Origin of the sequence: Ohtaekwangia sp., assembly GCF_036568665.1 — a bacterium.
Taxonomy (GTDB): Bacteria; Bacteroidota; Bacteroidia; order Cytophagales; family Cyclobacteriaceae; genus Ohtaekwangia.
Map to the genome: position 1 here is coordinate 20,837 of NZ_DATCSD010000061.1, position 20,095 is coordinate 40,931.

General features: G+C 43.8%; 17 protein-coding genes and 1 tRNA gene. 13 read left to right on the forward strand and 5 right to left on the reverse strand.

Features of this window, described 5'->3' with window-relative positions:
• Positions 1-56 precede the first annotated feature (56 nt).
• The 5 genes from VIN08_RS03435 (at position 57) to VIN08_RS03455 (ending at position 5,907) form a co-directional block, all read left to right on the forward strand.
• On the forward strand, positions 57-647 hold the full coding sequence (locus VIN08_RS03435) for a DNA-3-methyladenine glycosylase (protein WP_331960260.1): 591 nt from the start codon (positions 57-59) through the stop codon (positions 645-647).
• Positions 648-736: 89 nt separating this feature from the next.
• A complete protein-coding gene (locus VIN08_RS03440; RefSeq protein WP_331960263.1) occupies positions 737-2,326 on the forward strand; it encodes an OmpA family protein in 1,590 nt (529 codons plus the stop codon).
• A gap of 261 nt (positions 2,327-2,587) precedes the next feature.
• Positions 2,588-4,321, forward strand: a complete 1,734-nt coding sequence (locus tag VIN08_RS03445) for a CHASE3 domain-containing protein (RefSeq protein ID WP_331960266.1) — start codon at positions 2,588-2,590, stop codon at positions 4,319-4,321.
• On the forward strand, positions 4,318-4,737 hold the full coding sequence (locus VIN08_RS03450) for a response regulator (RefSeq protein WP_331960269.1): 420 nt from the start codon (positions 4,318-4,320) through the stop codon (positions 4,735-4,737). Before VIN08_RS03445 ends, VIN08_RS03450 begins: the two co-directional genes overlap by 4 nt.
• Before the next feature lie 21 nt (positions 4,738-4,758).
• A complete protein-coding gene (locus VIN08_RS03455) occupies positions 4,759-5,907 on the forward strand; it encodes an ATP-binding protein (RefSeq protein ID WP_331960272.1) in 1,149 nt (382 codons plus the stop codon).
• Here the strand turns inward: VIN08_RS03455 and VIN08_RS03460 are convergent.
• The 3 genes from VIN08_RS03460 to ggt all read right to left on the reverse strand — a co-directional run bounded on the left by VIN08_RS03460 (position 5,895) and on the right by ggt (position 9,551).
• Positions 5,895-6,599, reverse strand: coding sequence for a LytTR family DNA-binding domain-containing protein (locus tag VIN08_RS03460; RefSeq protein ID WP_331960275.1), 705 nt, complete (start codon positions 6,597-6,599; stop codon positions 5,895-5,897). The genes VIN08_RS03455 and VIN08_RS03460 overlap by 13 nt on opposite strands.
• 23 nt (positions 6,600-6,622) lie before the next feature.
• Complete coding sequence (locus VIN08_RS03465; protein ID WP_331960278.1) at positions 6,623-7,672, reverse strand: sensor histidine kinase; 1,050 nt, start codon at positions 7,670-7,672, stop codon at positions 6,623-6,625.
• A gap of 187 nt (positions 7,673-7,859) precedes the next feature.
• A complete protein-coding gene (ggt, locus tag VIN08_RS03470) occupies positions 7,860-9,551 on the reverse strand; it encodes a gamma-glutamyltransferase (RefSeq protein ID WP_331960281.1) in 1,692 nt (563 codons plus the stop codon).
• Between the two features lie 98 nt (positions 9,552-9,649).
• Between ggt and VIN08_RS03475 the strand changes: the two genes are divergently transcribed.
• Positions 9,650-10,279 (forward strand): TetR/AcrR family transcriptional regulator, encoded by a 630-nt coding sequence (locus tag VIN08_RS03475; protein WP_331960284.1) that lies wholly within the window; start codon positions 9,650-9,652, stop codon positions 10,277-10,279.
• A 270-nt stretch (positions 10,280-10,549) separates the two neighbouring features.
• Here the strand turns inward: VIN08_RS03475 and VIN08_RS03480 are convergent, their stop codons facing one another.
• Positions 10,550-10,720, reverse strand: coding sequence for a hypothetical protein (locus VIN08_RS03480; RefSeq protein ID WP_331960287.1), 171 nt, complete (start codon positions 10,718-10,720; stop codon positions 10,550-10,552).
• Positions 10,721-10,829: 109 nt separating this feature from the next.
• On the opposite strand from VIN08_RS03480, the gene VIN08_RS03485 reads away from it, so the two are divergent.
• From VIN08_RS03485 to VIN08_RS03510, 6 genes are all read left to right on the forward strand, one after another.
• The gene (locus VIN08_RS03485) at positions 10,830-12,287 is read left to right on the forward strand and encodes a caspase family protein (protein ID WP_331960290.1); all 1,458 of its coding nucleotides are present in this window, start codon (positions 10,830-10,832) and stop codon (positions 12,285-12,287) included.
• A 79-nt stretch (positions 12,288-12,366) separates the two neighbouring features.
• Positions 12,367-13,272, forward strand: a complete 906-nt coding sequence (locus VIN08_RS03490; RefSeq protein WP_331960293.1) for a hypothetical protein — start codon at positions 12,367-12,369, stop codon at positions 13,270-13,272.
• A 35-nt stretch (positions 13,273-13,307) separates the two neighbouring features.
• On the forward strand, positions 13,308-14,696 hold the full coding sequence (locus VIN08_RS03495) for a caspase family protein (RefSeq protein WP_331960296.1): 1,389 nt from the start codon (positions 13,308-13,310) through the stop codon (positions 14,694-14,696).
• A gap of 83 nt (positions 14,697-14,779) precedes the next feature.
• Positions 14,780-15,094 carry a phosphoribosylpyrophosphate synthetase gene (locus tag VIN08_RS03500; RefSeq protein WP_331960299.1) on the forward strand — a complete coding sequence of 105 codons (315 nt, stop codon included), beginning with the start codon at positions 14,780-14,782 and terminating at the stop codon, positions 15,092-15,094.
• An 89-nt stretch (positions 15,095-15,183) separates the two neighbouring features.
• Positions 15,184-15,257 (forward strand) — tRNA-Asp (locus tag VIN08_RS03505).
• A gap of 178 nt (positions 15,258-15,435) precedes the next feature.
• On the forward strand, positions 15,436-15,795 hold the full coding sequence (locus VIN08_RS03510) for a cupin domain-containing protein (RefSeq protein ID WP_331960302.1): 360 nt from the start codon (positions 15,436-15,438) through the stop codon (positions 15,793-15,795).
• A 36-nt stretch (positions 15,796-15,831) separates the two neighbouring features.
• Here the strand turns inward: VIN08_RS03510 and VIN08_RS03515 are convergent, their stop codons facing one another.
• Positions 15,832-16,617, reverse strand: coding sequence for a porin family protein (locus tag VIN08_RS03515; protein ID WP_331960305.1), 786 nt, complete (start codon positions 16,615-16,617; stop codon positions 15,832-15,834).
• Between the two features lie 286 nt (positions 16,618-16,903).
• Here VIN08_RS03515 and VIN08_RS03520 point away from each other — a divergent pair.
• Positions 16,904-20,095: VCBS repeat-containing protein (locus VIN08_RS03520; protein WP_331960308.1), on the forward strand; the 3,192-nt coding region annotated here is incomplete at its 3' end.

A 20,095-nucleotide genomic window follows, 5' to 3' on the forward strand; every position in this document is an offset into this window, starting at 1 on the left:
ATCTGCGAATGTTAAAAAAGAGTTAATCAGTAAGAGAAGACACGAGGGTAAATGTTATGAGACTTGACGAAGATTTTTACAGGCGGACGGATGTGGTAAAAGTAGCGCGCGAGCTGCTTGGTAAAGAGTTGTTTACCAATGTCAATGGTATTGTTACCAGCGGTATAATTGTAGAGACAGAAGCATACTCGTGGAAGGAGCGGGGCAGCCATGCGTATGGTGCCCGTAAAACACAACGCAATGCTATTATGTTTGAAGAGGGTGGTTATGCCTATGTATACCTGTGTTATGGTATGCACAATATGTTTAATGTAGTGACCAACCGACAGGGTGTTGCCGATGCTATTCTGGTACGTGCTATTGAACCGGTGACCGGGCTGCCCGAGATGAAAATACGAAGAGGAGCAATAGCCAATGATCTTCAACTAACCTCTGGTCCGGGTAAACTAACCAAAGCTTTGGGCATTGACAGAAAGTTGAATGGAAAATTGCTATTCGACAACGAAGTTTGGATAGAGGATGCCGGCACCAAGATCACATCGCGTAGCATCGATGTATCGGCTCGCATTGGTATAGATTATGCCGGTGAAGATGCCAAGCTACCCTGGCGTTTTACGATTAAAGGAAACAAGTGGGTAAGTAAGTGACATGCAGTAATTTGTTACGCAACAACATCGCCTGCATCCCGGAAATCTGGTATTGAAATAGTATATTTGAGGTTTAGTCACAGTGATGTATGCGGATTTATAGCTTAGTTTCGCTCCTGCTTTTTACATTTATATCTATCGGACAACCGTTAAGTACTCCCGTAACGGATTCATTCGATCTGCTCAATTCTCCTTACGATGAACTGAATCCTGTATTAAGCCCGGATGGTAAAACATTATACGTAACGATTGCTAACCACCCGGATAACATAGGAGGTAAAAAAGATCCGGGAGATATATGGTATGCTGTGCTTACTGAAAACAATCAGTGGTCGGCACCGATTCACGGAGGTAAATTATTGAACAACCGTGGCTTCAACGGTGTGGCTGGGTTCTCGACAGCCAATGGTAACATGTACCTGTTAAGTCATTACGATGCCTCGGGGAGTCCTCGCACACAAGGTATAGCTGTTGCCAAACGCTCAGGCAATGGCTGGTCTGCTCCTGAAAATATATCGATACCATACTTTCAGAATAAATCGGAAACACTGGGTGGTTATATAACACCGGATGAAAGTGTCTTCGTTTTTTCAGCCGAGACCTACGGCACCCGCGGAGTAGAAGATCTCTATGTAACGGTAAAGGGTAATGATGGAAAATGGATGGAACCTAAGAATCTGGGAGCAGTAATCAATACACAGTTCCAGGAATTATACCCATCGTTAAGCGATGACGGCCGCACGCTATATTTCTCCAGCAACGGCCGCAAAGGCTTTGGAAGCTTTGATATTTATGCTTCGTCACGCCTCGATGATACGTGGACAAACTGGTCGGAGCCGGTAAATATGGGGCCGACTATAAATACCGAAGGACGTGACCTGTTTTACCGCGATTATCATGCACAGGATTTTGCACTATATACCAGCACCAAGAACAGCGATGGCTATGGTGATGTGAAATTATATCGCAGAAATAATCCTCCGGCTAATCCAACTGATACTGCGACCACTACCGCCTCCGTTGGCAATGTTATACCGGTGCAGCCGGTAACGGAAACACCGGTGCCCGATAAGAGTGTACGTATATATGGTAAAGTACTCAATGCGAAGACCAATGAATTTATACCGGCAAAAATTACATTTGTTCATGCATCCGATAACCAGGCCACTACTTCAACAACCCATGCCGGGTATACAGTAACGGTGCCCTCTATTCACGATTATATAGTAAAGATTGAAGCAACAGGCTATATAAGCTCACTGGAGAAACTCTCGATCACCACCTACGAAATGAAAGAACTTGAAATGAATTTCAAGTTACAGCCGGTAGAGATTGGCACTACCGTAAATCTGAAAAATGTACTGTTCGAGCAAGGCAAGACCAACCTGTTGCCGGAGTCATTTGATGAACTGGATATGGTGATTTCTTTCCTCAAATCGAACCCCAATGTGAAGATAGAACTTGCCGGTCACACCGATAACCGGGGTATACCCACACAGAATGTAAAGCTTTCGCAGGCCCGTGTCGATAAAGTAAAAGATTACCTGACGGGTAAAGGCATCGATAAGAAGCGTATATCGGGTAAAGGTTATGGTGGTGCTATACCTATAGCCAGCAACGATAATGAAGAGACACGTCAGTTGAACAGACGTGTGGAGTTTATCATCAAAAAACTCTGATACAGTCTATACTTTTAGGAAAAAGCATTAAAAAAGGCACCTCTTTTTTAGAGGAGTGTATTTGTTTGTCTGTTTGTTTTCTGCTATAATTACTTGTTACCTGTATAATATTTTTGAAATCTTAAATGATTATTACATCTCTATGTTGTGTGCAACTCTTGTTTCCTATAAAATAACTTCTATTTTCTTTAATTATTAAATAAGTTTAGATACTCCGGTAGCGGTTAAATCTATTGTGTACCTTTTACATATTAAGGTTGAATGAAGTTGTATTTCCAACAACGTGTTATTGCTGGCTTTCTGGTGGCGATAGTTATTATATCTGCGCTGGCGGTATATTCATACCTGAACAACAGGCGTTCCGTTCAGAAAAGTCTTTCAGTTGCACACTCTAACGAAGTACTGTATCATACCGAGCAGGTCTGGTCGCTCATAGCAAACCAGGAGTCTGCACAACGCGGATATTCTATTACCGGTGATGATGTATACCTGAAACCCTACAGGCGAACCTCCGAAATAATTTATGAACACCTGGCGGGATTGCGCAACCTGATCAGTGATAATGTTTACCAGCAAAGACGCGCACATTTGCTCGAGGAACTTATAGATCGTAAATTGAAATTTAATCAACAGTTGCTCCGCGCAAGGCAATCAGGCTTTGAAGAAGCAAGAGTTCTTCACGCTTCGCTGATCGGGAAGAAACTGATGGATGATATCTATAACGTTGTGCGCGATATGCAGAATTATGAAAAGGCGTTGCTGAAGCTTCGCACGGATCAGCAGGCGGGCGAGATCCGGAGCTTTAATTATACCTATGCTGCGTTGCTCTCGGCAACGGCCCTGCTACTGGTTTTTGTTTTCATTACCATTAACCGGAATTTGCGGGCACGCTTCTTTGCAGAGGCATCGTCCAAAACGGCTGCCAGACGAATACAGGATATATATGATAATGCACCCTGCGGGTATCATTCACTGGATGCCAACGGTGTATTTATAGAGATCAACAAAACGTGGCTGGACTGGCTTCGCTATGATCGTGAAGAAGTGGTGAACAAACTTCGTTTCTCGGATATACTATCGCCCGAGAATGCTGCCACTTTTCAAAACATATTCGGTGCATTCAAAGATAAAGGTATCATACGCAACGCTGAATTTGATATCGTCAGAAAAGATAATACAACGTTCCCTATACTGCTCAATGCGGCTGCGTTATACGATGATGATGGCAATTTTTTGAAGAGTCGTTCTACCGTGATCGATTACTCCGAGCGAAGAGAAGCGAATGAAAAGATCCTGGCGTTGAATCGCGAGCTCGAGGCATTCACCTATTCTGTTTCCCACGACCTGCGTGCTCCGTTGCGCTCCATCGATGGTTATGCACGTATACTCGATGAAGACTATGCTGCCAAGCTGGATGATGAAGGCAGACGCGTGTTAAATGTAGTCATGAACAATGCCCGAAGAATGGGGCAACTCATCGATGATCTCCTTGATTTTTCGCGTATAGGGCGCAAGGAAATTGTGCGGGGCACCGTTGATATGCTTCAGTTGGTTCAATCTGTTTCTGATGAAATGCTCGCGCACGAGGAAGGCCGGAGTATTGATGTGGAGTTTGGAGCGCTGGAGCCCGCTATAGCAGATCTACACTTACTCAAGCAGGTGTGGGTCAATTTGTTATCCAATGCGATGAAATATACCGGTAAAAAGGAACGCGCCTTTATACAGATCGCTTCGCATAAGAACGGCACCGAAATTATATATAGTGTTCGCGATAATGGTGCGGGTTTCGATATGCAGTATGTCCACAAATTATTTGGTGTTTTTCAACGATTACACCGGGCACAAGATTTTCAGGGTACCGGTGTGGGGTTGGCAATTGTACACCGCATCATCGCACGCCATGGAGGCCGCGTGTGGGCAGAAGGAAAGGTAAATGAAGGTGCCACTTTTTATTTCACATTGCCAAAAGACACAACCAGTAAACTACCCTTATGAACAATATTGTCGAGATTCTGTTAGTGGAAGATAATCCAGACGATGCAGAACTAACCATCCGTGCGCTTAAGAAACATAACCTTGCCAATAATCTTTTACATCTGCAGGATGGAGAAGAGGCACTCAATTTTATATTCTCGTCAGATATCAGTGCGATGCCCAAGATCATTTTACTCGATATAAAAATGCCGAAGGTAGATGGGATCGAAGTGCTTCGTAAGATCAAAAGTGACGAACAACGGAAAATTATACCAGTCGTAGTATTAACCTCTTCCAAAGAGGAACGAGACATCATCGAAACGTATAAATTGGGCGTAAACGCATACATCGTGAAACCGGTGGCATTCGAAAAATTTGTAAGTGCTGTATCCGAGATTGGATTTTTTTGGCTGATACTGAATCAGCCTCCTAAGTAAAGAGGATGAAAGTTGTAGCGTATGGAGAAAAAGCTAAAGATTTTAATGCTGGAAGATCGGGAGGAAGATGCCGGCCTGATCAACCGAATGTTGATGAAGGATGGTATAGAATTTACCAGCCATAACGTTGATACGCGTGATGAATTTGTAAAAGCATTGGATGCTTTTGTACCGGATGTAATCTTGTCGGATCATGCCTTGCCGCAATTCAATTCGCTCGAAGCGTTAAAGATCTGTCAGCAGTCAGGCTTTAAAGGACCATTTATACTCGTTACCGGAACAGTATCCGAAGAGTTTGCCGTAAGTTGTTTGAAGCAAGGTGCCGATGATTATGTGTTGAAGTCTAACCTCGCGCGACTTCCATCGGCTATTCTTAATTCACTTCGCCAGCGCCAGATGGAATTGAAGCGAAGAAAAGCAGAGTCTGCTTTACGCAAGCAGAACCATGAACTCGTGAAGATCAATAAAGAGCTCGACAGTTTTGTATATAGTGTATCGCACAACCTGCGTGCTCCGCTGATGTCGGTATTAGGATTGGTACAACTCGCCAAGATGAACGACAACAATGGCGAAGCAATCTATGATACGTACTTTGACAAGATCGAACAAAGTATACATCGGCTGGATAATACACTGAAGGAGATATTGGATTACTCGCGTAATGCGCGCAGTGAAGTAAAGATCGAACGGGTATATCTGAAGAAGCTGATCGAAGATATGTTCGAGCGTTTACACTATATGGAGGGCTCGGACAAGATCGAGAAGATCGTTTCGGTAGAAGAACACATTCCGTTCTATTCTGATCCGCAGCGGTTGAGTGTGATCTTCAATAACCTGATCTCGAATGCCATCAAGTATAGATCGTCACGCGAAGCTAATCAGTATATCCGCATTGTTGTTACTGTTGATGAAACGGAGGCGAGAGTAAATTTTGAAGACAACGGCATCGGTATACCACAGGAGTTACAGACCCGTATCTTTGATATGTTCTTTCGCGCTACAGAATTAAGCGAAGGCGCAGGGTTAGGACTATATATCGTAAAGGAAGCGATCGATAAGCTGCATGGTGTGATTAACGTTGAATCGGCTTCACGCAGGGGAACGGCTTTTCATCTCACTATTCCCAATCATCAGGAAGTAAAGGAGACTGAGCCGGCTCAGAAGGCGTGACGTGCCAGTATCTTCATTACATCATTTTTATAGTTGCGGCCAATAGGTACAAAGTGCTTTCCGATCTCTACATCTGTAGCGGAGTAAGCATCGATCTGCTCTACATTCACAATGAAGGAGCGGTGGATGCGCAGGAACTGCTCGCTCGGTAAACTCTCTTCCAGGTAGCTGATCTTTTGTTGGGTGATAATTTCTTTCTCCGATGTCTTTACCTTTACATAGTCCTTTATACTTTCAATATATAGTATATCGGCCATTTTGGTTTTGATCATCTTCTTATCAACCTTAAAGTATACAAAGCTGTCACCTGTGCTTTCAGCTTTCGCGGCAGCAGGCAGTGGCGCAGGTTGATGCAACACTTTGGCTACAGCTTTCAGAAACCGTTCGAAAGGTATAGGCTTCAATAGGTAATCCACTACTTCCAGTTCAAAACCATCCAGCGCATAATCGCGGAAAGCTGTTGTGAAAATTACCTTCGGAGGATTTTTCAGCGAGCGCAGAAAATCAATTCCCGAAAGCTTGGGCATTTGTATATCCAGAAAGATCAGGTCTACCGGGTGTTGCTGTATAAAAGCAAATGCAGACACGGCATTGCGAAATGTACCTGCAATTTCAAGCTGATCGATCTTGTTTACATACGACTCAAGGATTTCGATTGCCAGGGGTTCATCATCTACCAATATACATTTCATACAAACAAAATTTAGTTGTCAAATCAGGCTGCTACCTGTTGATTAATCGTGAGTACTACCAAAAAGGTTTCTTCTCCATTCATGATCTTCAATTCGTATTGATCAGGATATAGAAGATCGAGTCTGCGTTTTACATTTTGTATACCAATGCCTTCTTTGCGTACATGGCCATTGCCGTTGGATTTGTTGTTTTCTACTTTGATGAGGATAACATGAGGCTGTGCATCGATGGTTACTTTTACCCACGATTGCTGCAGCTCTTCACTGGCGCCATGTTTAAAGCAATTCTCCACAAAGGGTAAAAGTATAAGCGGGGCAATCTTCCGGTCGTTTGCTTCTCCTGCTACGCGAAGCTCCATATCGAGTTTGTCGCCATAGCGCATCTTTTCAATATCAATATAGTTGCGTATAAATTTTATCTCTTTGCTGAGAGGCACTTCATCGCTAGTGCATTCGTATAGCATATAGTTTATGAGTTCCGAAAGTTTCAACACCATGTCGGGAGCGCGATCTGACTTTTTGAGTGTAAGCGCATACAGATTATTCAACGTGTTGAACAGAAAGTGTGGATGTATCTGTGTTTTCAGAAACTTAAGTTCGGCCTGCAGTTTTTCTTCTTTCAATACCTGTTGTGCTTTCTGGTTGGTATACCAGAACTTGAGCAGTTTGATAGTAGAAGCTGTAAACGTAACGGGATATATAGATACGAACATCTTTACGATCTTGGGAAAGTAGAAGAACGGATCGCGCAGATATTCCGGATAGTATAGCGGGTAGTGAATGTTATAGGCTATATATCGCTGAAATATACCGGCTATAAATGATGATACGAGAAACCAGAGCGCAAATGTGCCATACCTGCCAGGCAATAAAAATCGTGGCAGCAGAAAATACATGGTGAAATAAGTAAAGGCAATTTTTCCCGGTAAGTATATCAGCTCTTCAAAAAATGTCTGCCGGTAATTTTCTTCAAAGCTGCCGTATAGCACAGCATAGAACACGAGGTGAGCCAGCCAGAAAAAAACGTGTTGAAAAATCCGGTTATATAAAAAGGAGGGAAGGAGACGCTTCATGGCTGATGGTTATGGCAGTCAGCATTGCGCACAGGAAAGATGGGATCGCTGCTCCTGGTGCCCAATGCCCTTGCCTTATTTTAATCCTATAAGAACGAAGGTACGGCAATTGGCTGTAATATAGTATATATCGGCCCGAATGCATGCTTCACAGTCCCAACAGCCAATTGAAGCTGACGAATGAAAATCAAAAACCGGCTGCTGTATCATCACCGCGCGGATCGGCACCACCTTCCAATGTACTATCGGCACGAACGAGTATGGCATCTACACGGCAGAATGAACTTACGGGATAAAATGTATGACCCATAGCCACGAGCTTCAGACTATCATCGGCTATAAAAGCATTGAACTCATTGCTGATTCTATCGGGCATCCATTGATGATGAAAACGTCTGGCAGCTACAGCTTCCTGCATCGTCATTTTATGTTCCAGCACATTGAGTATAGTCTGGAACACACTGGTAATGATCTTCGAGCCTCCGGGTGTACCCACTACCATGAATAACTTTCCGTCTTTCTCCAATATAGTAGGCGTCATGGAGCTGAGCATGCGTTTGCCGGGTTCTATCTTGTTTGCTTCACCGCCAATGACACCATACATGTTGGGTGAGCCGGGCTTGGCACTGAAGTCGTCCATCTCATCGTTGAGTAAAAATCCGGAGCCTGCTACAATTACTTTTGCACCATATGCATCATTGAGTGTAGTGGTAACAGACACCGCGTTTCCTTCAGCATCTACTACCGAGAGGTGTGTAGTTTGTGGCGATTCGTATGCTGCCAGCAAACCTTCTTTTATACTCTGGCTTGGTGTTGCTTTGTCGGGATTGAAAGAGCGCATGCGCTCGGCCGTATATAGTTTATCGGTAAGTTGCTTTACCGGTACATGTACAAAATCCGGGTCGCCCAGGTACGCTGCACGATCGGCATAGGCTCTTCGTTCGGCTTCGGCCAGTAGGTGTACCGTTGGCGCGGTGTTCCAACCCCACGTACTGATCGGATAATTCTCTACCGAGTGGAGCAACTGCAGTAAAGCAACGCCCCCGCTGGACGGTGGCGCCATAGAGATGATTTTGTATTCTTTATACTGCCCGATGATCGGATCACGCCACACGGCTTTATAGTTCTTCAGGTCTTCGTGCGTAATCAGTCCGTGGCCGCGTTTCATTTCGGCTACTATATCATCGGCCGTTTTACCTTCGTAAAAACCGGCAGCGCCATGATCGCGAATGCGTTCCAGTGTATGACCCAGATCAGTCCAGCGGATACTGTCGCCAGCTTTCCATTCATCTTTCAGTAAAAATTCAGGGAGTATAGTATTCTCGCGGATCAATAGAGTGCGCAGTTCATTCAACCCATGGGCCTCCCGTTGTGTGAGGGTAAATCCCTGCAGTGCTAAGGTTACAGCGGGTTGTACAAGATCTTTCCACGGAAGTTTACCCCTACGTGCATGCGCTTCTGCCATGCCTGCTATAGAGCCCGGAACACCACTTGAGAGGTGACCGTCCTGACTCAATGAATCGATCACCGTTCCGGTAGAATCCAGGTACATCGTGGTAGAGGCAGCGGCCGGAGCTTTCTCGCGGTAATCCAGCGTGGCGATTGTTCCGTCATGCATGCGGCACACCATAAAACCACCGCCTCCTATATTTCCGGCACTCGGGTATACCACCGCCAATGCGAGTTGCGTGGCAATGGCAGCATCTATAGCGTTACCACCTTTGCGCATAATCTCAACACCAACACGTGATGCCAGCGGGTGGGCAGAAACTACCATAGCCGAGTCGGCAATCAGTCCCGTTACACGCTCCTGTTGCTTTCTGCTGTTACAGGCAACTACACTTACGACAAGTAAAAGCAGAATAAAGCGTTTTGTCATGTTGGTTATTGGTTTAGTCAGGTTAAAAGTATTAATTCCCAAGCTGTTTTAGAAGTATTTAAGGATGAGTGGTGATTAACATCTTTACTCCATAGAGCATGAGTCTGAGAAAAGAAAAGGCCGCGCGCCTGAAGGCGCATGTACTGGATACAACCCTTAAACTGGTCGGCAAAAGACCATTCGAAGATTTGTATGTAGACGACATCTGTGAGAAAGTTAAGATCTCGAAAGTAACATTGTTTAAGTACTTTCCACAGAAAGAAGATATACTGCTATACTATTTTCGGGTGTGGTGCCTGGGGCGGTCGGCCGACCTTGTGTTAAAACCCCGTGAAGGTGTGAATGGTATATATTTCCTCTTCGATAAATTAAGTGAGGCATTTGAAGAACATCCCGGTTTGTTGCTCAGCCTGATCGGATATTTCTCCGATTTCAGAAGACCTCCTAAACCTTTCCCGCTAAAACCCGAAGAGAAAAAGATACTCTTTCCGGAAATTGAAAACATCATCAACATAGAGATACTTTCACTCGATCAGATGCTGGAGAAATTTATACTCGAAGCGATCTTCCGCAAGGAAATCACCAAGACTATATCTACCCGCGACATCGCCAATCTGGTAACGTCAATCTTTATAGGAGGTGTAGTAACCGCGCACTTGAATCAACTCACACCTGCCAAGATATTCTTCCGCAGAAATCTTGACCTGATGTTGAAGGGATTGCAGTAGAGAAATAGTTGCTGGCTTCAGGCGGCTGGAGGTGTGGAGTGTGGATTAGTATATGTCTTTATACTTCGGCATTTGCTGATCGCTGTTCCTTGTTCGATATTCAAACAAGCTGTGAGTTGCTAGTTACGAGCTGCCAGACTGTGTGGGTGGGAATAGAGTGTGCATTTTACTTCGACATTCGTTGATCGATGTTCCTTGTTCGATATTCAATTTCCGTTATTCGTTAATGGTTAGTGGAAATCGAAAGAGACATTCTCAAAGGCTTGTAGCTTAATTACGCACGCGCACAGTCTTCGTTCTTCTTGTCTTGCGGTCTTTTTTACGGTCGTACCAGCGGTGGTGATATTTGGGCTTTACAACGGAAATAGTAGAGCCGGATTTTTTGCTGCACGCAGGCAAAAGGAGGGATACAAGGATCAGGTAAAAAAATATTCTTCTCATGCAGTGGGCCAAAAATAACATTTTTTGGGTTCAGCGACTGATACTCTTCAAAACGGTTCATTATTTTTTACCGTATACGTATCTTTGATAATATTCTCTAACCCTCTTTATGAAACAGTCTATACTTGGTTTGTGTCTGCTGGCGCTTGTTTCTACACTCTCGGTTGCCCAGGACTATAAGACTTACGATGAAGGTATCGCTAAATTCAGGGCACAAGATTATGATGGTGTGATTGACCTGTTCTCCGGCATGCTCGCGAGTCCGGAGCGTAATAAACGCTACGATGAAGACCTTTACTTTTACCGCGGACAATCCTATTACTTTAAAGATAAAACAGAAGATGCCTTATCCGACCTCGACAAAGCGCTTGAACTCAAACACTTTAATAAGGCAGTGATCACGTGGTTCAAAGCCCGTTGTTACGATAAGAAGGGAAACACTGGTCAGGCTGAATCGTATTATAAAGAGGCGGTGGGCTATGCTGAAAACAATAAAAAAGTATCAGCCCAGATACTGGCTGATCGCGCACAATTTTATGCCCGCCAGGGAAACCAGGAAGCTGCCAACAACGATCTTGCACTAGCCAAGTCGTTGGATCCTGCCAATGCAGATTTAGCGAAGGCTACAGTGAGTACCTCTAAATCTACAACAACCCGCGGTGCTGGTGATGATAAAAAATCTACGCAGGTAATTGTAAAGAGCAATCAGAAAGAAACCAAAAAAGAGCCAGCCGCCAACACCAATACGGCTACAACAACAAAGCCTAATCAACAACAGACAACTCCTCCTGTGCAGCAACAGCAGCAAGCTACAGAGCAATCTACGGCCAATACAGCCATGATCTCTTCGCTTGTGTCTACCTATAAAGATGAGAAACGGTATGCATTGGTAATCGGTAACAGCAGCTATGGTAATGCTGTAGGTATATTAAAAAATCCGGTGAACGATGCTACTGATGTTTCTACCGAGCTTCGTAAATCCAATTTCGAAGTACAGCTTCTTACCAATGCCACGTATGTGCAGATGCGTGAAGCAATGCGCAAGTTTCAGGAGAAACTGGTGAATGGTCCGAAAGATCAGACTGTAGGCTTGTTCTACTATGCTGGTCATGGTGTACAATACGGAGATGAAAATTACCTCGTGCCAGTAGACGCCAATGTGCAGTTTGAAGATGACATCGTGCGCATGTGTTTCCCGGTGCAAAAAATGGTGCTCGCCAATATGGAGCGCTCCAACTCACGTATGAACATAGTGATACTCGATGCCTGCAGAAACAATCCTTTCCCTGCTGCAACACGTTCCGTATCGCAGGGATTGGTAGAGATGAAGCGTGCAAGAGGTTCGTTCATAGCCTATGCTACAGCGCCTGGTTCTGTAGCATCCGATGGTGCCGGACGCAATGGTCTCTATACGCAGGAATTACTCAAGGCACTGCGCAAACCCGGACTCACCATCGAACAGGTATTTAAAGATGTGCGGATGAATGTTCTGAGACTCTCCGGTGAAAAACAATTTACCTGGGACAGCTCGAATATAGTAGGGGAGTTCTATTTCAAGTTTCAATAGCAGCCACATGAAAATGTAGGCCGCTCGTGGTATAGTATATCTTGTTGTATCTTTCTGGTTGACTTAACTCTCTCTCACGATGAAAAGATCTCTAACCCTTGCAGGTTTATGCCTGGCATTTCTTACTGCGTCTGCTCAGGACGAAGGTACCATTGTTAAAAAAGAACGTATCGATAAAAGTAAAGGTATATTTCTGGGTATAGGGCCTTCCTTTACATTCGGTAAAAATATAGGAGACTATAAAACCGGTTTCAATGCCGAACTTGGTTTTATGAAACGCGTTAATCGCGTGCTCTCTATCGGCCCTTCCATTTCTTACGTCAGCTTTCAATACGATCCGGAAGTTACTACAGCCAAGAGCGGCAATGCCTATGTAGGAACGGGCGATCCGAATGATTGGGCTACTAAATATGATTTTAGCAATCTGTCGTATTACTATGGCTATGTGTTAGAGCTGGAGGGTGGCGATTTAAGTCTCACTTCACTTGCAGTCAATATCAAATTAAATCTCGTGCCGGTGAAAGATAATTCTATATTCTCTGCGTATGTTTTTGCCAAGCCATTTGTAACCGTAGCTGAGCGCAAGGAAGTGAGCGGTTCTGGTGAGCGCTATACCTACGAGATATACGAAGATGATAACAATACCGCCACCACCAACGATGATATTCTACACTATAATCTCGACAATGGACAACTATATGCTGATGGCTATAAAGAAACATGGGGAGCCGATACGTATGATGCCCTGAAAAAAGATACACAGGTTACAGGTGGTATATTTATAGGGCCCGGTGTAGAGTTTATGCCTGCAAAGAAATTTTCGTTTTACCTGCAGGCCGCCATTGGATATACCTTCCCGGTAACTTTTGTAAGTACAGAGTCGTACGAAAAAACGATCGATTCATACGTGAATGAAAAATTTCCGATGGTGAAGAAAGGTTTTCCATCCCTGAATATACAGGTGGGGGCATCCTTCAACTTTTGATTCTTGTAACAGTAGTGCAAGTGTATATATAGTGTATGTGGAAGTGTGGAGCATTTATACTTTTATTGGGCTTGGCAAGCCTGACGTGTGAGGCACAGTTTAAACTGTATGAAAAGGGACACGACAGCTATACGGCTGGCAAGTACGAAGATGCCATCAGGAATTTTTCGGAGTATCTTACCAAATATACCCGCGATAAATCGCTCGATGTAGAGGTATATTATTTACGCGCGCTGGCATATTACAAAAGCAATAACTTTAAAGATGCTGTGCCGGATTTTGAAGAATCGTTGTTGCTCGGCCATGCCAACACCGGAAATATATACTGGTTTAAAGCCAAGTGTCAGGCAAAGAATGGTCTGGATAAAGAAGCGATCAGCGATTACTCTATTGCTATTCGTGAGTTGGGAGAGGATAAGACGGCAAAATCAAAATTACTCTACGAGCGCGGACTCCTCTATAGCAAAACCGGCAACCTGGTTGCTGCGAAAGAAGATTTTCAAAATGGTTTGCTTATCAATCCCGATAACGAGGATCTGAAACGAGAGTTCGGTAAGCTTGGCAACGTAACCATTACTGCCAGAAGCACCACCGAAACACCTTCGTCCACCAGCCAGTCCGTTGTAAAGAAGGAAGATATCAAAACAAAGAAAGAAGAGCCAGTTGTAGCGAATAGTACACCACCACCGGTTTCTGTGGAGCCTACGATGGCTGAATTTTATAAAGACGAAAAGCGCTATGCGCTGGTAATTGGAAACGCAGCGTATCCTAAAAATATAGGTTCTTTAAAGAACCCGGTGAATGATGCTACCGACATGGCAAGAGAACTGGAGAACTCAAACTTTCAAGTTGATTTACTGATCAACGCTACCTACGGTCAGATGCGGGCAGCCTTGTTGAAGTTTAAAGATCGTATTGAAGCAAGTGATCCGGAGAAGACAGTAGCATTGTTTTATTTTGCCGGTCATGGCCTGCAACATGAACAGGAAAATTATCTTGTACCGATCGATGCAGCCGTAGAATTTGAAGACGATATCAGTCGCTATTGTTTTCCTGCTCAGCGTATGGTGCTCGCCAATATGGAGCGATCCAATGTACGCATGAACATTTTGATATTGGATGCCTGCCGGAACAATCCCTTCCCAGCGTTGAACCGTTCCATAGACCAGGGGTTGGGAGAAATGCGCAGAGCGCGCGGATCATTTATAGCCTATGCTACAGCTCCCGGATCGGTTGCTTCCGATGGTAACGGACGCAACGGTCTCTATACGCAGGAGCTGATCAAATCCATGCGTAAACCTGGGCTTACTATTGAACAGGTATTTAAGGATGTGAGAGCTAATGTACTTCGCTTATCGGGCGATCGTCAGAATACCTGGGATAGCTCAAATATCATTGGAGAATTTTACTTCAAGTTCAAGTAAAGAAGGAGTACTTCTTCCTTTTTTCTCGCATACTCATCGCGATTAGATCGTATCTTTATTGTAGAATCAAAATCTTAAGAGTTATGCAATCATTCGAGACACTTTCTGAAGCCATTAACTACTTAAAAAGTAAAGGCTATACTAATGATTTCAATCTTCATCCGGATTGGATCGAATGCGCTCCGTTAAATATAAAAATTCATCCACAGGAATTTCACGTTGATGCCGTACACCGTTTTGAAGGCATGACGAACCCTGATGATAGTACGGTGCTCTTTGCAATCTCTTCAACATCAGGAGTTAAAGGACTATTAGTTGATGCATACGGTGCCTATACAGAGTCATTAAGTTCATTGATGGTGGATAAACTTCGTGTAGATAGAAGTACATATAAATAATTTTTTTTCGATCAGGTTTTGGAGAATTTAAACCCAACACTATCTTTGCACTCCCATTTGACACGTAGTTCAAAAAAGGGAAAGAAAATGGTCCGGTAGTTCAGCTGGTTAGAATGCCTGCCTGTCACGCAGGAGGTCGCGGGTTCGAGTCCCGTCCGGACCGCAGAGAATGAAAAGCCGCTTAGACGTATAGTTTAAGCGGCTTTTTCTTTTTTAATCAATCGTACAGATTACTCGACTATACAGACCTCATCACGCTGCTATACGTCACCGATATAACGAACATCGGAATTTGTGGTGATAGATTTTCGTACCTTTCAATGAGCAATCTCTCTAACCCTATGAGCAAAGTAAATATTGTTGAAAAGTTGTCATTGTTTCATGACTACTGGAACCCCAGAATTGTAGGGGCGCTGAACGGACAGCATGTAAAGCTCGTGAAGTTTAAAGGAGAGTTTGTGTGGCATAAGCACGACCATGAAGATGAATTGTTCTATGTGTTGAAAGGTAAAATGCGAATCGAATTTCGTGAGAAGACCGTTGTTCTGCACGAGAATGAATTTCTTATTGTTCCGAAAGGTGTTGAGCATAAACCCGTAGCCGATGAGGAAGTATCGGTTATGCTCTTTGAACCGGATTCAACATTAAACACGGGCGATACACGAGGCGAACTTACCCGCGATACCCTGGAAAGAATTTAATCCCTCTGCAGTCAGCTATAGGATATACTATATTCCCTATTTGAATTTCTTCCGCGTGCTCTTTCCTTTATTGCGCTCTTTCTTGCTGATATTATACTCCAGCAAGTACATAACCGATAATCGTAGCGACCTGTTTCTGAAGCGAAGGTTGTCGTTATAGTCGTGAGGAATAATATAATCGGCATTCTGTTTTCCGAACAAGGTCTGATCAAAAGTATAGCGCAGGTCAACCATGATCTTTTGTTTGGGCGAAGGTTCCAGCAAAATTCCGGCCCCCAGGTTTATACCAAACTGTAGTCGGTTCAGGTTGGTATAATATATCTGGTCGTTATGATCGCGATCTTCTCGGGTTCCGAATTTTATCTTATAGTCGAGCGAGGAAATATTGTTTTCGAGTAACTCACTGGATTTTATAGTGCCATGTCCTCCCAATAGATAGGCAATGTTAGGACCCGCCCCGGCATACCATTTAAAGTTCCTGCTATCGTTCCATTGTCCTTTGAAGTACATGCAGAATAAAATGGGTACTTCGAAGTAACTGTAGGTCACCTTATCTTTCAAATACGGATCAATTTTACCAGATACAGTTTTACTTTTTGTTGAATAAATGTATTCCGTATGCAAAAAGTACCTGTTCTTTACTTTGAATGCGAGTACCAAACCAGCGTTGAAACCTGCTCCCGGACGAAGTGATGCAGTGTCTCTGAAATGTTTATCATCCATACGAACCCAATCGAGTTGACCACCGAGTTTAACTCCTGCACGAACGATCTGAGCTTCGGATTTCTGAAGAGTAGTAATGGATAATAGAAATATAAGCATGAACATGCAGTTGAGGGATAACGGCCTGTTCCAACGAATAGCAAGTATAGTTTTCGCAAACATCATGTTTGGTAAGTCGGGAATACGAATATAAAGCTTGTGCAATTTTTTTCTAAAAAAGTGTAAAACAGCTTTTAATTATTACGTCATACTAAACATGGGCGATGTTGTAAATTTTTAAATACCCAAAGCGAATACCTTTCTGGGGTATTTGTAACTTGAGAGTGAGATCAATCCCACGTTGACTTTATCTCTGGTTTTTGTTTATAGTCTTTGATCTGATCCTATGAAAAAACTGTTGTTGGCACTATTGCTAGCGTTAAACGTTTACGCCTACGCACAAGAGAATAATTGTGGCGATGGTATAGATAATGACGGTGATGGTTTTGTTGACTGCTTTGATGGAGATTGCGCCAAAAATTCCCTTTGTAAAGATTTCTATATAGGTCAGGATAAAGCCTGCCAGGTGCCACCTACAGGAACACTGGCTTTCGCTATGAAACTGGAGTCTTCTTCTCCGGATCGCATGACCTATACGTCTGGCAGGATGGCTGTTGGTGACCTCGATGGCGATGGTATACCTGAAGTTGTAACACTTCATCCTGACGATAAGAAGCTCTATATATTAAACGGCCAGAATTTATCGATCAAATATACCGGTACCATCTCCGGTACAGCCGAATATTACGATCATGCTATTGGCGATGTGAATAATGATGGATGTGCCGACATCTTCATCGCAGAGAAATCAGGTAGCGATTACTACATTACTTCTTACGACTGTAAAGGCAATAAGCAATGGAGTACAAAAGCGTTTGGTCAGCCCATAACCCTGGGGTTGGCTGATTTTGGAAGTGACGGTAAAGTGGAAATATACTATCGCAACGAAATCCTGGATGCATCTAACGGTACACGTCTTGTAAAAGGCAGTGGTACATGGACGGCTATCGATGCAGGACCTGTAGCTGTAGATATACTCAGCACTACCGACTGTGCTTCCTGCTCCGGACTGGAACTTGTATTAGGAGGAACTATATATTCCGTAAACCTGGGAGCCAGAACTGCTGATGCCGGTTCACTCACATTGGTAAAGAGTATACCTGCGGGAGCAAATTATTACCCGAAGAAATCAAGCTTCGGATATATTACCAGCTTAACCAGTGTGGCCGACTATAACCAGGATGGATCGCTCGATGTACTTACCAGTGGTTCACTCAACTCCACGACAGGAACCACCGCAGCTTTCTTTTGGGATGTTAAAAACAGCACATACAAAGTATATAAAACGAGTAACAACTGGGCGGAAGGTACCGGTCGTTTGAATATATCGGATATAGATGGTGATGGTAAACTGAATACGACTTTCGTTTCGGGGAGCAAGTTGTTTGCGTTGGAAAGTGATTTTACATTGAAGTGGTCGATCAACATTTCAGAAGGTACTTCCGGATATACCGGTGCTACCGTGTTTGACTTTAATAATGATAAGTCGAATGAGATTGTATACCGCGATGAAGCCTATCTCTACATTATTAATGGAAAGACCGGTAACATCTTTACACAAACAATATGTCGCTCGCGTACAGCGAACGATTATCCTATAGTAGTGGATGTAGATGGAGATGGATCGACTGAGATATGCGTGACGTGTGCTACCAATAACAACGACAACATCAATGACTTTACCCGTGCTCCTTACGGACAGATTCGTACCTATACTTCTGACCTGGAAGCATGGGTTCCTTCCCGAAGAGTGTGGAATCAGCATGCATACTTTAATGTGAACGTGAATGATGACCTGACGATTCCGAAGGTACAGCAGAAGCATCATCTTATATTTTCATCCGGGTCGCCTTGTAATCCTGGTGATAACAGACCACTTAACTCATTCCTGAACCAGTCGCCATTTCTTGATTCAAAAGGATGTCCTACCTATGCGGCACCGGATCTGAATTTTGATTCCAACTCTACTATAACTGTTGATGCTCCGACTTGTCCTGATAAAAACTTTACAGTTTCATTTACGATCAAGAACTCCGGTAATCTCGGACTCTCGGGTTCGCTGCCGGTAACATTCTATAGTGGTGATCCGCGTGTAGCCGGAGCTACCAAACTGAATACGCAATACCTCAACGTCAGCAACTTAAATATAGGGGATACCTTTGTTGCCAATAATATAACGGTGCAAGGCACGGGCGGTAATTTTACCTTATATATAGTTCTGAATGATAACGGAAGTACAAAGCCCTTAACATTCCCCAATACAAATTTTGCTGAGTGTAATTATACCAACAACCTCGCCTCATATAGCGTTAGTCCGAAGCCATTTACCATTGAGACAGCACTAATCTCTGATAACATCAAATGTGCCACGACCACGACCACTCCATCGGGTGCCGTGGAAGCCTATAGATTAGTGAACGGAGTAAAGGAAACTGCGAATTATACTTTCTACTGGTTTAACAGTGCTACTGCTGGCGATACAACCGCTGCTAATTTTAAGGGTGCCGTATATAGCGGACTGTCGGAAGGAACGTATTCCGTATATGCCATACATAAAGGTCTGCGCTGCGGATCGGATACCAAGACTATAAATGTAGGAGTGCAGTCGCGCACATTGAACGTAACAATCATAGAAGACTCGCCCTATACCAGTTGTAAAAATCCTGACGGTAAAATGCACGCCATTGTAAACGGTGGTGACCCCGTGGGTAATTTTACATACGAGTGGTATGCAGGTTCTGTGGTGTTAACGGGTCCGATTTTATCCAAGAGCCACGTTATTACCAATGTAGATGCTACAACGTATTCTATCCTGGTAACAGAAAAATCAACCGGATGTACTTCGACACAGTCATTCCAGGTTACCGATAAAACAGTTAAACCCTCCGTTACAGCTACCCCTACTGACGCTAACTGTAATCCTGCAAATTCTGGTAGCGCCAAGGCAACTGTTGCCGGTGCTACTGCAGGGTATACTTTTAACTGGTATAACGGATCGAGTCTGAAACCATCACCGGATTATACGGGTGATACATATTCAAGTCTTACAGCCGGGTCGTATTTAATTACTGCCACTGATAAGAATACCGGATGTATCTCGCCAAGTGTACTGGTAACAGTAAAGTCTAAAGCGATACAACAGGTGACGGCTTCTGTTACTGCACAACAGACTTCTTGTACAACACCTAACGGTAAGGCTACTGCTAATATTAATGGAGTAACAGCGGGCTATACCTGGAAATGGTTTAAAGGGAATAACACATTGCCTGCAAACCAGGTTGGTACCGCAGCGGCTGTATCAGGATTGGCGGCCGGTGTATATACTGTAGAAGCAACAGATGCTGCAGGATGTACCGATACAGAGACAGTCACGATCGTGGATAACATTGTTATACCTACCGTATCTGCTTCTGTTGTTAGCCACCAGACTAATTGTTCTCCGATAAATGGTTCTGTAACCGCTACGGCTGCCGGATCA